This is a genomic window from Janthinobacterium sp. SUN176 (assembly GCF_030587335.1).
GTDB lineage: Bacteria > Pseudomonadota > Gammaproteobacteria > Burkholderiales > Burkholderiaceae_D > Janthinobacterium > Janthinobacterium kumbetense.
This window is the reverse complement of record NZ_JAPWIA010000001.1, coordinates 1269728-1282798: the sequence shown is the minus strand read 5'-3', so window position 1 is coordinate 1282798 and position 13071 is coordinate 1269728. Positions and strand designations below refer to the sequence as shown.

The window sequence follows — 13071 nt, the reverse complement described above, 5'->3', positions numbered from 1 at the left end:
TTTATCTGGAAAGTATTCATTTAAAGAAACATCAAAACAGGCCATGCGCGCGGCATGCCGAACATGGCCCTTGCCCGATTATTGCGGATTCGACGCCACGATGAATGGATCGAAGGTCAGCAGAGTATTGCCCGCCAACAACAAGGTTATCGTATATTGCACATTGCTGCCTTTGGCATTGACGCGGCCACCCCATACGGTGCTGTCATATTGCGGGTAAGGCGCCGGATTGATCATGCCGCTGGTGATGGCGGTGCCATCGAAGTTGTGGATGGAAACTTGTTCGGCCGGGTCCAGCGAGCTCACGTTCCAGACGATGGTGTCGCCGTTCTTGCACGTTGTCACCAGTTCATTGCCGCCTTCGTTGCCATTGCCCGAGTAGCCGGTCGTATCGACCATGAAGACATACTTGCTCAGATTTTTTTGTGCCACTGCCTGACCAACATTGACCGCTACCAGTACATTAATTGTTGCCATGATTTTACCCCTATTTGGAATGGAATTAAACATTACAACTATCCTTTGTGCGATGAAATAATGAAGACCCATTCAGGTTTCCGGCAGCGCTCGCGGCGTAATCGGACTCCATCACTGGTGCATAAAAATACGCGAAATGTATCGATTTAAAATACACAAAATATATCAATAAATCACCAAATCTATCGATAAGATAATACGTCTGATGACCAATGATGTTTTTTGCCCCCCATTACCGCAACCACGAAGTGAGGATATTTCGTTTATTTTCGCAAGTCAAATTATTTTTAATAATATTTAAAATCTATCCATTAATAACATTTAATTTTTAAATGAAATTTCTTTTATTTATAACATTGAAATTCCGTGTTTGATTTACCGCAAACAATAGAGGTATATCAACGGAAACAGATAATGAAAAGAAAGAAAACAGGGGATGTGATGGGCGCCGCAGGCGGGCAGGATGGCGCTACGGCAACTCAGCTCGTTTGCAGCATCTTCTGCAGCACCGCATCGAGCTCATAAAAATCCACGGGCTTGGTCAGATGTAAATCAAAGCCCGCGTCGGACGCCATCTGGCGGTCCTTGTCCTGACCCCAGCCCGTGACGGCCACGAGGATGGCGTCCTTGCCGCAGGGCTGGCTGCGCAACAGTCTCGCCACGTCGTAGCCATTCATGTGCGGCAAGCCGATGTCGAGCAAGATCACTTGCGGCATGAAAACTTGTGCCGCTGCCATGCCCGCCGCGCCGTCGTAGGCCGTGCGCACGTCATAGCCGAGGATGTCAAGCGCCAGCGCCAGGCTTTCGGCCGCGTCGGCGCTGTCATCGATCACCAGCACCTTGCCTTCGCGCGTGCCGGCCAGCAAGCGGCGGTTGGGTTCGGGCGGCGCCTGCAAGGGTACGGCAGGCAGCGGCAGGCGCAAGGCGAAGGTGCTGCCCTGCCCCACGCCATCGCTGTGCGCGCTGATGCTGCCGCCATGCAACTCGGCCAGGCCGCGCACGAGAGACAGGCCGATGCCCAGGCCGCCCTGGGCCCGCGACAGGGCCGGTTCCAGCTGCGAAAACAGGTCGAATACCGTGTCCAGGTGCTCGGGCGCAATGCCGATGCCCGAATCGCGCACGCTGATGTGCACGTCGTTGTCCGTGCATGCCACTTCCAGCCCGATGACGCCGTTGGCGGGCGTGTACTTGATGGCGTTCGTCAGCAGGTTGGCGATCATCTGTCCCAGGCGCGTGGCATCGGCGTCGAGCCAGATGGCTTGCGGCCATTGCTCCACGAGCACCTTGTGGCCGGATTGCACCGCCAACTCCGCCACGCTGTGCAGGGCCGCCTCCACCACGGGCGCCAGTTCCACGCTGGCGCGGCGCAGTTCCAAACGCCCCTGCGTGATGCGCGACACTTCCATCAAATCGTCGACCAGGTGCGTCATGTGCCCCACTTGCCGGCCCAGCACGTCGCGGGCCCAGCGCAGCTGCGGGTCGTCCAGTTGCGCCAGGCGCAACACTTCCAGCACGTTGCGCATGGGCGCCAGCGGATTGCGCAACTCGTGCGCCAGGGTCGCCAGGAACTCGTCCTTGCGCCGGTCGGCGGCCGCCAGCTGCTCGTTGAGCTCGCCAGCCTCCTTGCGCGCCAGCTGCAACTGCTGTTCATACTTGCGCCGGTCGCTGGCGACAAACACGGCGATCTCGTCATAACGCACGCCATCATGTTCGCGGCGCACGGCGTTGAACAGCATGGGGATGGACTGCCCCTGGCGCTGGCGCATGTCGAGCAGGATTTCCGACACGCTGCCCTGCACCTGCATCAGCGGCAGCCAATGCGTCTGGTGGAATACGCGCCCGCCGATGGTCAGCAAGTCCTGCAGTTTCTTTTTCCCGAGCAACTCCCCGGCGCCATAGCCGAGCCAGCCGCAAAAGGTGGCGTTCGCCTGCACGATGGTGCCGTCGGCCGTGCACAGCAGCAAGCCGCAAGCTGCGTGCTGGAACAGGGTAGCGGCGTCAGGCAAGGAAGGCATCGTGTCGCGCATTACAGGTGTTGGCCGTCGAGAAAGTGGCGGATGGCGCGGTAGCTGGCGTCGGGCACGCTCATGTGCGGACAATGGCCCACATTTTCGAGCACGTGCAGGGTGCTGTGCGGCAACATTTCACGCAAGTACACACCCACGCAAGGTGGCGCGATGAAGTCGTCGCTGCATTGCACGATCAGGGTCGGCGTGCTGTTCTGCGGCAAGACGGCGCGGTGGTCGGACAAGAACGTGGCTTGCGCGAAATGCCGGGCGATGACGGGGTCGGTGCGGCAAAAACTGTTCGCCAGGTCTTGCCCCAGCGCCGGCTGCCCTGGCGCGCCCATGATGGCAGGCGCCATGCCGGCGGACCAGCCCAGGTAATTGCTGTCCATGGCATCGAGCAAGTCGTCGATATCGGCACGGCTGAAGCCGCCCCGGTAGCCGGCCGCCGCATCGTCGACATAGCATGGCGACGGCGCCAGCATGACTTGCGCGGCGAACAACTCCGGCTCGGCGATGCTGGCCAGCAAGGCGCTCATGGCGCTGACGGAATGGCCGATGCAAATGACGGGGCCGCCGCCGACGACATGGATGACCTGGCGCAAATCGGCGCCATGCGCGTCGAGCCGCGCGTAGCTATCGAAATCATAGGCACTGAGGTCGGAAGCGCCGCTGCCGACCAGGTCGAACAGCACGGTGCGGTAGCGCGCACGAAACAGCGGCTCCAGGTAACGCCACATGGTTTGGTCGCAGCCAAAGCCATGCATGAACACCATGGTGGCAGCGGCGCCCGCCTGTGGCGCACTGCTGCATTCGCGAATGCGGACATTGTTCCGGTCTTCTATGCGCATGCCGCCTCAGCCTTGAATATTTCCATGTGGAATGTAAATTAACTTCTTGCTAGCATCTTAGCATGCGCCATTTGACCCTGGGCAACACCATTGGCGCTGGACAAACGCCACGCCACGGCGGATAATGAGAACGATTCCCATTATCAAAATAGCAGGCGTGTGCCTGGCTTTTCCCTGTGCGCCCCCGTGGCGCCTGCTGGCGGCAACAAGCCGGTTTTATGTTGAAGGTTTGTACCGCATGCGCGCTTTCTGGACTGTCATACACCGCTGGGCCGGCCTGACCATCGCCCTCTTCCTCATCGTCGCGGGCCTCACGGGCGCCGTCACGTCGTGGGACCACGAACTGGACGAATGGCTCAACGCCGACATCATGGACACGCCGGGCCGCGGCCCCCTGCAGTTGCCGTTTGCGCTGGCGCAAAAAGTCGCCGCCGCCGACCCGCGCGTGGAAGTCAATTACATGACCCTGGGCCTGGAAGAAGGCCATGCAGGGGCCTTCATGGTGCGTCCGTTGACGGACCCGGCCACGAACAAGCCGTTCGTGCTCGACTACAACACCGTCTACATCGACCCCGTCACGGCGCAGATCACGGGCACGCGCGATTCGACCGCCATTTCCCTGTCGCGCCGCAGCCTGATGCCATTTTTGCGCCACCTGCATTACAGCCTGCACGTGCCCGCCTTCTGGGGTACGGACCGCTGGGGTTACTGGCTGATGGGCACGGTAGCCCTGGTGTGGCTGCTCGACAGCATGGTGGCGTTTTATCTGACCACGCCGCGTCGCCTGCGACCGCGCGCGCAGGACGAGGCGCCGCGCCACCGCGACGCCGCCAGCTGGTGGCAGCGGTGGAAACCGTCGTGGGTGCTGCGCTGGGCGGCCGGCGGCTACAAGCTCAATTTCGATCTGCACCGCGCGGGCGGACTGTGGGTATGGCCCGCCATCATCGTCGTCGCGTTTACCTCGTTCTCGCTGAACCTGTACCGCGAAGTGTTTTATCCCGTCATGTCGCTCGTGTCCACCACCACGCCGGGACCGTACGAAACGCAGGTGCCGGCGCCCTACGGCACGTATATCACGCCCGCAATCGGCTTCGAGCAAGCGGTGGAGATTGCCAAAAAGCAAGCCGCGCAGCGCGGCATCACGGCGCCCATCGGCGGCATTTATTATGGCGGCAATTATTCGTTCTACAACGTCTCGTTCTTCGATCCGGCCGACGAATTCGGCGCGGCCGGCATGGGCCTGTCGAACCTGTATGTCGACGGCATGGACGGCAGCATCATCGGCCAGCACAAGCCGTGGGAAGGCACGGCCGCCGACGTCTTCGTGCAACTGCAATTCCCCCTGCACTCGGGCCGCATCCTCGGCTTGCCGGGACGCATACTGATGTCCTGCATGGGCCTGATGGTGGCCATGCTGTCCGTGACGGGCATCGTCATCTGGGAAAGAAAACGGCGCGCGCGCCGGCTGCAGGCGAAAAAGCCAGCGAACTTCACCTGAAGCAGCGACTCCATCACGGCGCAGGCGGACCAATGCAGTCTGCGCCGCACACCTTGCCAGCGGCCTGATCACGCGCAACGCGCAAGAGCAGCACACCTCCCCCCTTTCCAACCCAGTAGCCGGCACATGCCGGCTGCCTGCGCTGCGCAGCTTCCGTGCGCCAGTCCGCCGACGCCATCAAATGCAGTTTACTTGCAATAGCATCAGGCGCAAGCTATTATTGCAACTCAATTGCATTTATACCTTCACGCCGGGCCTGCGTCCAGCACCACCTTCCGCCTTTTTAGAAAGTCCTATGCGCCATCACGTATTCGCAGCTGCCATGCTGTCCACTGCCCCGCTCGCTTACGCGGCGGACGACGTCACCCTGCAAACCATCAAGGTCCGGGCTGACCGGCCTTCCAGCATCGACAGCGTCGTCCTCGTCGAGAATACGCAAGCCCAGAACCGGACCCTGGGCGGCATGCTCGAGCATGTCTCGGGCGTGCAAAGCAGCGCCTTCGGGCCGAATGCGGGCGCGCCGGTGATACGCAGCCTGAGCGGCAGCCGCGTGCAGATCCTCGAAGATGGCCAGTCCATCCTCGGCATGAATGCGCTCAGCGGCGACATCAACATCCCTTTCGATCCGCTGTTCGCGCGCAGCGTGACGGTGAACAAATCGTCCGATAGCGTGCGTTTCGGCGGCAATGCCATCGGCGGCAGCGTCGACGTCGATTCCGGCATCGTTTCCAGGAAGATGGAGGACAAGCAAAAGGACGTGGAGTTGATCCTGCGCAAAGGCTTTAACGATGCCGACGCGCAAGGCTTGCGCGCAAACTTCAACGATGGCAAGCGCTTCTCGACGAATCTGCAACTGTCCTTCCAGAAGATCGGGCATTACGATATTCCCGGCAACAGCAAGGCCGGCGCGTGCAACAGCCAGCTCTTCCCTGCAACCGGCGGTGTCAACACCTTCCTGGCCGACAGTTGCCAGAAGGAAGCGCGCATCCAGCAAATCTACAACAAGGCGTCGCAACCGTTTATCGACCAGTTCATGAAGGAAAATCCGGACTGGGCGGACGGTGATTTTTCCTTCTACACCAATAATCCCACCTCCGTCTGGCAGCGCAAGACCTACGTCAATCCGGCCAATCCAGCCTACGTACCGGGTACGCCGTCGATGACCCAGAGCAAGATCAACAAGGACGTCACCCCCGATTACCACGGCACCCTGGGCAACAGCCATGCCAGCAATGCCCACTTTGCCGTCGGCACCACCTACTTTTTCGACCAGGGCTACGTGGCCGTCAGCCTCGACTCCAAGGAAAGCGAGTATGGCGTGCCGGGCTTTTCCATGGAAAACAAGTCGTTCGGGGCGAATTATGACGAGGGCTTGCCCGTCGGCGTCGTGATCAAGCAGGATAGATATGCGCTGGAAGCCCGGCTGTCCAGCCCCGTTGCGTATCTTGAAAGCGTGCAACTGCGCATGTCACGCCTGAACAATGCGTCGGGAGAGCGCCTGGGTTCCACCAAGGCGAACGATTACCAATTCGACACGAATCAAGCCGAGCTTCTGCTGGCGCACCGGCGCGCAGGCCCCTTGAGCGGCATGCTGGGCTTGAGCCACAAGGCCAGGGATATCGCCGGCAGCGGGCCGCAGCTGTACCTTCCCGACGCGAGCACGGTCAGCCGCGCGCTGTTCCTCAAGGAAAGCCTCGATGTCGACTGGGCCACCTTCGACGCGGGCTTGCGCCATGAAAAAGTGGAGCACGAGATCCGCAAGAGCGGCTTCAAGACGTCGAGGAATGCGGGCAACTCCCGACTCGAGGACAGGTCATTCAGCCTGAACAGCTATAGCCTGGGCGCCTCGGCCAAGCTTGGCCAGCTGTTCGGCGCGAAGCTGCGCTATTCATCGTCGGAAAGAGCGCCCGACGTCAATGAATTATATGCAAGCAACCGCCACTATTCGATCATGACCCAGGAAGAAGGCAACCAGAACCTGAAGGCCGAGCGCGCGAAGAATACCGAGCTCACCGGCCTGTTCGCCAACCGCGGCTTCCAGCTGTCGGCCACCGGTTACGTCATGAAGTACGAGAACTATCTCTACCTTGGCCACTCGGGCGCCCAGATGGCCAATCGCCTGCCCTTGAAGTACTGGAAGCAGACGGATACGACGGTGAGGGGCTTCGAGATCGACGCCTCCCAGGCCGTGCAGCTTGGCAGCTACGGAAAACTGAACCTGTCCGCATTTGCCGACCTCGTCAAGAACAAGGCGGACAATCCGGACAAGCTGCGCGCGCACAACGACGGGGCATACCTGCCCAATATGCCCACCAACCGCTATGGCGCGAATGCACAGTGGGAAAACAAGGGGTGGAAGGCCAGGCTGTCCGGCACCCGGTATGACAAGCAAAAGTACCTGGGCAAGAGTGTCAGCGAGGAAGTGCCGCTCGACGGCTACACCATGGTGAACTTCCAGGTGAGCCGCGCCCTGCAGGTAGCCAATTCGCCGTTTGCAGGCCTCGACGTGTTTATCAGCGGCAGCAACCTGCTCGATGCGGATGCCAGACCGCACAATTCTCCACTGAAATACATCGCGCCCTTGCCGGGCCGTGGCTTTCAAGTTGGCTTGAGCGCCAGGCTTTAAGGCACGCTGCCGTTGCGCTCCCGCCGCACCAGCGCCAGCACGCTGTCGCCCCGGTTGCCTTCGCAGCAGACGGCCACGCCGTCCGTGAAATCGGGCGCCGTCAGCCGCGTCAGGACGCTGCCCGGCGGCATTTCCAGCGCCAGCCGGGCGCCCCGCTCCCACGCCAGGCGTACGGTACTGGTCCACTGTACGCGCCGCGCCATGTTGGCGGCCAGGCTGTCGCGGATGCGGGCCGGGTCGAACAGCGCGCGCGCCGCGCTGCTGCTCAGGTAGACGAGCGAGGGACGGCGCACGGTCACGCCCTCAAAAACGGCGGCCATGTCGATCGCCGCGCCTTCCAGCAGCGGGCAATGCGACGGCACGCTGATGGCCAGGCGCTTGGCCTTGCTGGCGCCCTGCGCCAGGGCCAGCGCCATCACGGCTTGCAAGGCGGGCTCGCTGCCGGCAATGGCGATCTGGCGCGGCGCATTCAGGTTGGCGACATACACGGGGTTCGCGGCGCCATGCACTTGTGCCAGCAACGATTCGAGTTGCGCCAGATCAAGTCCGATGATGGCCGCCATGCCGTAGCCGGCCGGATACGCCCGTTCCATCAACTCACCGCGCCGGGCCACGAGGCGCACGGCATCCGCATAATCGAGCGCGCCGGCGACGACGGCCGCCGCATACTCGCCGATGGAAAAGCCGGCCACCATGTCGGGCAGCGCGCCGCGCGCCGCCAGCGAACGCGCCATCGCCACGCCCGCGATCAGCAGGCACAGTTGCACGGCCCGCGTCGAGGCCAGCGCTTCGGCCGTGTCCAGCGCCAGGGAATCTTGGCCCAGCACTTCAGCCGCTTCGGCCAGGGCCGCCGCCACGGCCGCATCGTCGGGCAGCGCATGCAGCATGCCGGGATATTGGGCGCCCTGGCCGGAAAAGGTAAACAATACGCTCATGCACGCTCCCAGGGCGTGGCCGTCAGCACGGGACCGTGGTCCGTTTTCAGCAAGACCCTGCCCCGGCCCGCCGCCCATTCCGCATACGCAAAGCCGCCATGGCCCGTGTCGATCTGCAGATCCAGCCGGCACGCCGTGACCGTGGCGGCGATGGCGCGCAGGGCGTCGGCCTGCGCGGCGTCCGGCGGCGCGGCGATGCGCAGCACGAGATCGAGGTCGCTGTCGGCGCGCAGCACGGGCAAGCCGCTCGCCAGGGCGAAGCCCACGCCGCCCGTCGGGCCCCAGGCCCAGCCCGTGGCGTCGAGCAGCGGCGCCACCAGCCGCAGCGCATCGAGCGCAGTACAGTCAAAACCGGACGGCGGGGTGTGCGCCAGCTGCGCCAGCATTTCCGGCGTCACGCGGCGCAGAACGGCGGAAGACTCCACTTCGCACGCATGCCGTTCGCTGCGCAGCCGACCGCGCAAGCCCACGGGGATGCGTCCGGGCGCGCTGCTGGCGCGCCGCACCACCAGCGGCGCCGCCTGCAGCCAGGTTGCGTCGGCCCAGGCGGGCAAGCATGCGTCGTCCGGCAGGCCGGACACCCACAGCAAGTCATGCGCGCGCCTGGCGTCCATCAAGCCACCACCGCCTTGACGGCGAAGAACAGCAGCGATGGTCCCAGCAAGCAGCCCAGGCCCGTATGAAACGTGGCCACCAGCGCGCCATACGGCACCAGCTTGCGGTCGGTGGCGGCCAGGCCGGCCGACACGCCGCTGACGGTGCCGGCCAGGCCGCCGAAGACCATCGCCGAACGGGGCGTTTTCAGGCGCAAAAAGCGCGCAGCGGCGGGCGTGCCCACCATCACCAGGATGGCCTTGATGAGGCCTGCCGCGATACTGAGCGCCATGACGTCCGAGCTGGCGCCGATGGCCGCGCCCGTGACGGGGCCGACGATGTACGTGACGGCGCCGGCGCCGATGGTGGTCATGCTGACGGCGTCCGAATAGCCAAACGCGTAGGCGACGCCGGCGCCGACGAGGAAAGGCAGCACCACGCCCAGCAGCAGCGCCACGACGCCGATCAGGCCAGCCTTGCGCGCTTCCGTCGCCTGCACCTCGAAGGCCGTGGCGACGATGGCGAAGTCGCGCAGCATGGCGCCGCCCATCAGGCCGATGCCGCCGAACAGCGACAAATCGGCCAGGCCCTTGTGGCCGCCGCTATGCACGCCGCCCCAGTACGCGAGGCCCAGGCCGATCACGATGGCGATGGCCGAGCCGTGCACGCGGCCCAGGGTCAGGTATTTCGACAGCGTCACCGAGACAAGCATGATCAGGCCGACGAAGGCGAAGGCCGTCACCAGGCCATTGTGGATGGCGGCTTTTTCAAAGATTTCAAGCATGACGGTGCTCCTTCATCAGCATCGAGTCGGCTTGCACGCGGTCGGCTTCGGCGGCAGCGATGGCAGCGGGGCTTTCCGACCGGTTAATCAACGAAATCACGGCGCCGCACACGAGCACGGAACCGATGGCGGCCAGCACGGCCACGGGCCCGCCGCGCAGGGCTGCGACCACGTCCTGCTGCGCCGCCATGGCCACCACCACGGGAATATACATGGCGCCCCAGTATTCGACGCCCCGCTCCGTCATCTGCGGCAGCCACGCGCGGCGCTGCATGTAGAGCCGGGCGCAGATCAAGAGCAGCATGGCGATGCCCACGCCGCCCACGTTGGTCTTGACGCCCATCAGCTGCCCGAGCAGGTCGCCCAGGAAGATGCCGAGCAAATGGCACAGTGCCAGCAATGCGGTTCCGTAAATGATCATGATTGTCTCCGTTATAGGAATAGGAATGACTTGATGTCTTCTCTGTTGTTGCACCTACCACTGCTGCCCCAGCACCTCCCTGACTCTTGCCGACGCCTGGCGGTGCGGCGCGCCCAGGCGGCTGGCCAGTCCCCGCTCCGGATCGGCGCGGATATCGGCCAGCGCCGCCTGCAGGCTGGCGCGCACTTGCGCCAGATCAAGCTCCGACGGCCCGTCCGGCTGCGCCACCCGCAAGGTTTGCCACAACAGGCCCAGGGTGGCGTAGTTCCTGATGTCGTAGGCCATGGGCGCGATGGTGGCGGCCAGCGCTTCGAGCGCTGCCACGGTGCGCAGGGTGATGCGCGCGGCCGACGCCTTGCCCATCGCGTGCACCATCACTTGCGGGTCGTCGAGCGCGATCAGCCGGTTGGCCTGGTAGCCGTGGGCGAGGAAGGCGCCCGACATGGCCTTGCCGACGATCAGGCCGATCACGGGATGGCCCGCCAGGCGCGCCTCGGCATACGCGCCCGCCGCGCCGGCCAGCGCCTGGTGGATGCCATACGCTTCTTCGCGCCTGCCGTAGGCCTGGCTGGCCACGTCGATGACGGCGACGATGGGCCGTTTCACCGCCAGGTCGCGGTCCTCGGCAAGCACCTGCTGCACGGCGCGCGCCAGCTGCCACGCCTCGACCAGGCCGATTTCACCCGTGCGGGCGCGCGTAAAACGGTTGTCCGGATCGGGCAGCACGGCGAGGTAGCGCGCCGCTTCGCCCGCCAGCGGCGCGTCGACCACTCGCACCGAGGGCGGATAGCCGTCCAGCGGCGCAGCGTTGTTCGTGAGTGCCGCCAGCCAGACGGCGCCGCGGCTCGTGTCGGTAATGGCGTTCATGCTGCTGCTCCTTTGCTGTAGATCAAACGTACGGCTTCCGGCGTGGCTTGCGGGCCGGCGTCGACTTGCGCCAGGCGGGCCAGGTAGCCTTCCGCCTGGTCGCTGCGGTGCTGCGCCGGCACGCCGCGCGCGAACAATGCAGCCACGGTGGCGCGCATCTGCGCCGTGTCGTCTTCCACATAGGCGTCGGCCAGGCCGCTCTTAAAACGCTGCTCGCCGCCCGTCAGGCTCCAGATGAAGGGCTTGTTGCGCGAGTCGAATTCGTCCACGCCCGCCTCCTGCTCGATCACGGCCGGGCCGTTGAGACCCAGGCGCGCCTCGCGCGTGACGACCAGGTAGCTGCACAGGCCCGCCGCGATCGACATGCCGCCGTAGCAGCCCACGGTGCCGGCCGTGATGCCGATCACGGGCTGGTAGCGGCGCAAGTCGACGATGGCCGCATGGATGTCGGCAATCGCTGCCAGACCCAGGTTGGCTTCCTGCAGGCGCACGCCGCCCGTTTCGAACAGGATCACGGCCCGCGTCGGCACGCCGTTGCGGTTGTCGCGCGCCGCCAGTTCCAGCGCGCCGGCGATCTTCGCGCCGCCCACTTCGCCCATGCTGCCGCCCTGGTAGGCGCCTTCGATGGCCAGCACCACGGCCGGCTGGCCGTCGAACAGGCCCTTGGCCACCACCACGCCGTCATCCGCCTGCGCCGTCACGCCTTGTTTCGGCAGCCAGGGCGAAGCGATGCCGCAGAACGGATCGAGCAGTTCGCGCATGCTGCCAGAGTCCAGCAAGGCCTTGGCCCGGCTGCGCGCGCCCCGCTCGATGAAGCTGTCGCGCTCCAGCAATTGTTGCAATGTGCTCATGCCGCCCTCCCCGCTTGCAATTCTTCGTACGCTTGCTCGATGCGCATGCGCACCACGCCCGGCGTGGCGCCGCAATCGTTGATGACGATGGCCGCCGCCGGCAGCGGCTCGCCGCCGAAGACGCGCTGCAACAGCGCATCCCACACGGCGCCCTTGCCATCGACGGAGGTGTTGACGACGATGCGGGTCACGCCATCGTCGCCCGGCTGCAGCAGCACTTCCAGGTCGCCCGAACCGACGACGCCGGCCAGGGCGCGCCCCGCCACCGCTGGCCCGGCCGGGAATGTATAGTCACGCGTTTCCATGCGCTTCTCCTTCTGTCAATCGATCGAGGAACAGGGTGGCCGCCAGCAAGTCCGCCGCGCCGCCCGGCGACACGCCGCGATCCAGCGCCACCGCTTCCAGCGCCAGCAGCGCCTCGGTGCCGGCAGCCGTGGCCGCGCCGCCGGCGGCCAGCACCCGCGCCGCACCCGTTTGCAGTGCCAGCAAGGCCGCCTCGCCGCCGCGCGACAGCACGCAGGTGTCGTCCAGGCAGCGGAGAATGGCCAGCAAGGCGTTCAGGCGCGCCGTCGTCTCGCTGTCGCCGCGCAAGCGCGAGGCGTGCAAAGCGGGCAGTCCCGCACCCGTCACCAGGGGGAAACCGGCGCGGGCCTGGCCCCGTGCACCATCGACCTGATACTGGCGGCACGCCAGCTCGCCCTTGTTGCCGGTGGCGCCAGGCGCGCCACGGTCGTGCAAGCGGGCCAGCGCGCCGGCCCGCGCCGCCACGGCTTGCGGCGCCAGCGACGCGCCGCGCGCGCCCTGCTGCGCCGCCGCCGTCACCAGCAGGCCCAGCGCCCAGATGGCGCCCCGGTGCGTGTTCACGCCACCCGTGGCTGCCAGCATCAGCGCTTCGCCGTCGCGGCCGATGGCGCCGATGCGCTGGCGCAGGTCGTCGTCATCGTCACTTTCCCAGCCTGCCTGCGCCATGGCGGCAAACACGGGCTGCAGCACGCAGGCCGAGTGGCACATCAGGGCCCAGTTCAAGTCGGCGTGGGCGCCACGGCTGCGCAAATCGACGAGGCCCGGTTTCGGCGTCAGGGTCACTTCATCGAGCAGCGCCTGCAGCACTTGGCGCGCCAGGGCCGCAGGGCGTACCTGCACCGGCACTGTCGTCATCAT

General features: G+C 64.7%; 13 protein-coding genes. 2 read left to right on the top strand and 11 right to left on the bottom strand.

Annotated features, from left to right (window positions below; translation table 11 throughout):
• Positions 1-78: 78 nt before the first annotated feature.
• The 3 genes from O3299_RS05715 to O3299_RS05705 all read right to left on the bottom strand — a co-directional run bounded on the left by O3299_RS05715 (position 79) and on the right by O3299_RS05705 (position 3334).
• Positions 79-432, bottom strand: coding sequence for a hypothetical protein (locus O3299_RS05715; RefSeq protein WP_251348942.1), 354 nt, complete (start codon positions 430-432; stop codon positions 79-81).
• 524 nt (positions 433-956) lie between these two features.
• A complete protein-coding gene (locus tag O3299_RS05710) occupies positions 957-2492 on the bottom strand; it encodes an ATP-binding protein (protein WP_305061731.1) in 1536 nt (511 codons plus the stop codon).
• 11 nt (positions 2493-2503) lie between these two features.
• Positions 2504-3334, bottom strand: coding sequence for an alpha/beta fold hydrolase (locus O3299_RS05705; RefSeq protein ID WP_305061730.1), 831 nt, complete (start codon positions 3332-3334; stop codon positions 2504-2506).
• 238 nt (positions 3335-3572) lie between these two features.
• Between O3299_RS05705 and O3299_RS05700 the strand changes: the two genes are divergently transcribed.
• Positions 3573-4832 (top strand): PepSY domain-containing protein, encoded by a 1260-nt coding sequence (locus O3299_RS05700; RefSeq protein ID WP_305051794.1) that lies wholly within the window; start codon positions 3573-3575, stop codon positions 4830-4832.
• Between the two features lie 322 nt (positions 4833-5154).
• Entirely contained in the window at positions 5155-7458 is a 2304-nt protein-coding gene (locus O3299_RS05695) for a TonB-dependent receptor (RefSeq protein WP_305061729.1), read from the top strand.
• On the opposite strand, the gene mdcH is transcribed toward O3299_RS05695, so the two are convergent.
• The 8 genes from mdcH to O3299_RS05655 are packed head-to-tail and all read right to left on the bottom strand — an operon-like array spanning position 7455 to position 13071.
• Positions 7455-8393, bottom strand: coding sequence for a malonate decarboxylase subunit epsilon (gene mdcH, locus O3299_RS05690; protein WP_305061728.1), 939 nt, complete (start codon positions 8391-8393; stop codon positions 7455-7457). The two genes, O3299_RS05695 and mdcH, sit on opposite strands and share 4 nt — an antisense overlap.
• A complete protein-coding gene (locus O3299_RS05685) occupies positions 8390-9007 on the bottom strand; it encodes a malonate decarboxylase holo-ACP synthase (RefSeq protein ID WP_305061727.1) in 618 nt (205 codons plus the stop codon). The genes mdcH and O3299_RS05685 overlap by 4 nt, the downstream gene beginning before the upstream one ends.
• Positions 9007-9771: a malonate transporter subunit MadM gene (madM, locus tag O3299_RS05680; RefSeq protein ID WP_305051790.1), complete on the bottom strand. Its 765-nt coding sequence runs from the start codon at positions 9769-9771 to the stop codon at positions 9007-9009. The genes O3299_RS05685 and madM overlap by 1 nt, the downstream gene beginning before the upstream one ends.
• Positions 9764-10192 (bottom strand): malonate transporter subunit MadL, encoded by a 429-nt coding sequence (madL, locus tag O3299_RS05675; RefSeq protein WP_070288196.1) that lies wholly within the window; start codon positions 10190-10192, stop codon positions 9764-9766. Before madL ends, madM begins: the two co-directional genes overlap by 8 nt.
• Before the next feature lie 54 nt (positions 10193-10246).
• Positions 10247-11059, bottom strand: a complete 813-nt coding sequence (gene mdcE / locus O3299_RS05670; protein WP_305051788.1) for a biotin-independent malonate decarboxylase subunit gamma — start codon at positions 11057-11059, stop codon at positions 10247-10249.
• Positions 11056-11910 carry a biotin-independent malonate decarboxylase subunit beta gene (locus tag O3299_RS05665; protein ID WP_305051787.1) on the bottom strand — a complete coding sequence of 285 codons (855 nt, stop codon included), beginning with the start codon at positions 11908-11910 and terminating at the stop codon, positions 11056-11058. The genes mdcE and O3299_RS05665 overlap by 4 nt, the downstream gene beginning before the upstream one ends.
• Positions 11907-12215 carry a malonate decarboxylase subunit delta gene (locus O3299_RS05660; RefSeq protein WP_305051786.1) on the bottom strand — a complete coding sequence of 103 codons (309 nt, stop codon included), beginning with the start codon at positions 12213-12215 and terminating at the stop codon, positions 11907-11909. Before O3299_RS05660 ends, O3299_RS05665 begins: the two co-directional genes overlap by 4 nt.
• A complete protein-coding gene (locus tag O3299_RS05655) occupies positions 12202-13071 on the bottom strand; it encodes a triphosphoribosyl-dephospho-CoA synthase (protein ID WP_305053120.1) in 870 nt (289 codons plus the stop codon). Before O3299_RS05655 ends, O3299_RS05660 begins: the two co-directional genes overlap by 14 nt.

Coding starts and splice junctions, on each gene's coding strand:
- O3299_RS05710 (WP_305061731.1), bottom strand. CDS start 2,492: ATGCCTTCCTTGCCTGACGCCGCTACCCTGTTCCAGCACGCAGCTTGC.
- O3299_RS05705 (WP_305061730.1), bottom strand. CDS start 3,334: ATGCGCATAGAAGACCGGAACAATGTCCGCATTCGCGAATGCAGCAGT.
- O3299_RS05700 (WP_305051794.1), top strand. CDS start 3,573: ATGCGCGCTTTCTGGACTGTCATACACCGCTGGGCCGGCCTGACCATC.
- O3299_RS05695 (WP_305061729.1), top strand. CDS start 5,155: ATGCTGTCCACTGCCCCGCTCGCTTACGCGGCGGACGACGTCACCCTG.
- mdcH (WP_305061728.1), bottom strand. CDS start 8,393: ATGAGCGTATTGTTTACCTTTTCCGGCCAGGGCGCCCAATATCCCGGC.
- O3299_RS05685 (WP_305061727.1), bottom strand. CDS start 9,007: ATGGACGCCAGGCGCGCGCATGACTTGCTGTGGGTGTCCGGCCTGCCG.
- madM (WP_305051790.1), bottom strand. CDS start 9,771: ATGCTTGAAATCTTTGAAAAAGCCGCCATCCACAATGGCCTGGTGACG.
- madL (WP_070288196.1), bottom strand. CDS start 10,192: ATGATCATTTACGGAACCGCATTGCTGGCACTGTGCCATTTGCTCGGC.
- mdcE (WP_305051788.1), bottom strand. CDS start 11,059: ATGAACGCCATTACCGACACGAGCCGCGGCGCCGTCTGGCTGGCGGCA.
- O3299_RS05665 (WP_305051787.1), bottom strand. CDS start 11,910: ATGAGCACATTGCAACAATTGCTGGAGCGCGACAGCTTCATCGAGCGG.
- O3299_RS05660 (WP_305051786.1), bottom strand. CDS start 12,215: ATGGAAACGCGTGACTATACATTCCCGGCCGGGCCAGCGGTGGCGGGG.
- O3299_RS05655 (WP_305053120.1), bottom strand. CDS start 13,071: ATGATGACGACAGTGCCGGTGCAGGTACGCCCTGCGGCCCTGGCGCGC.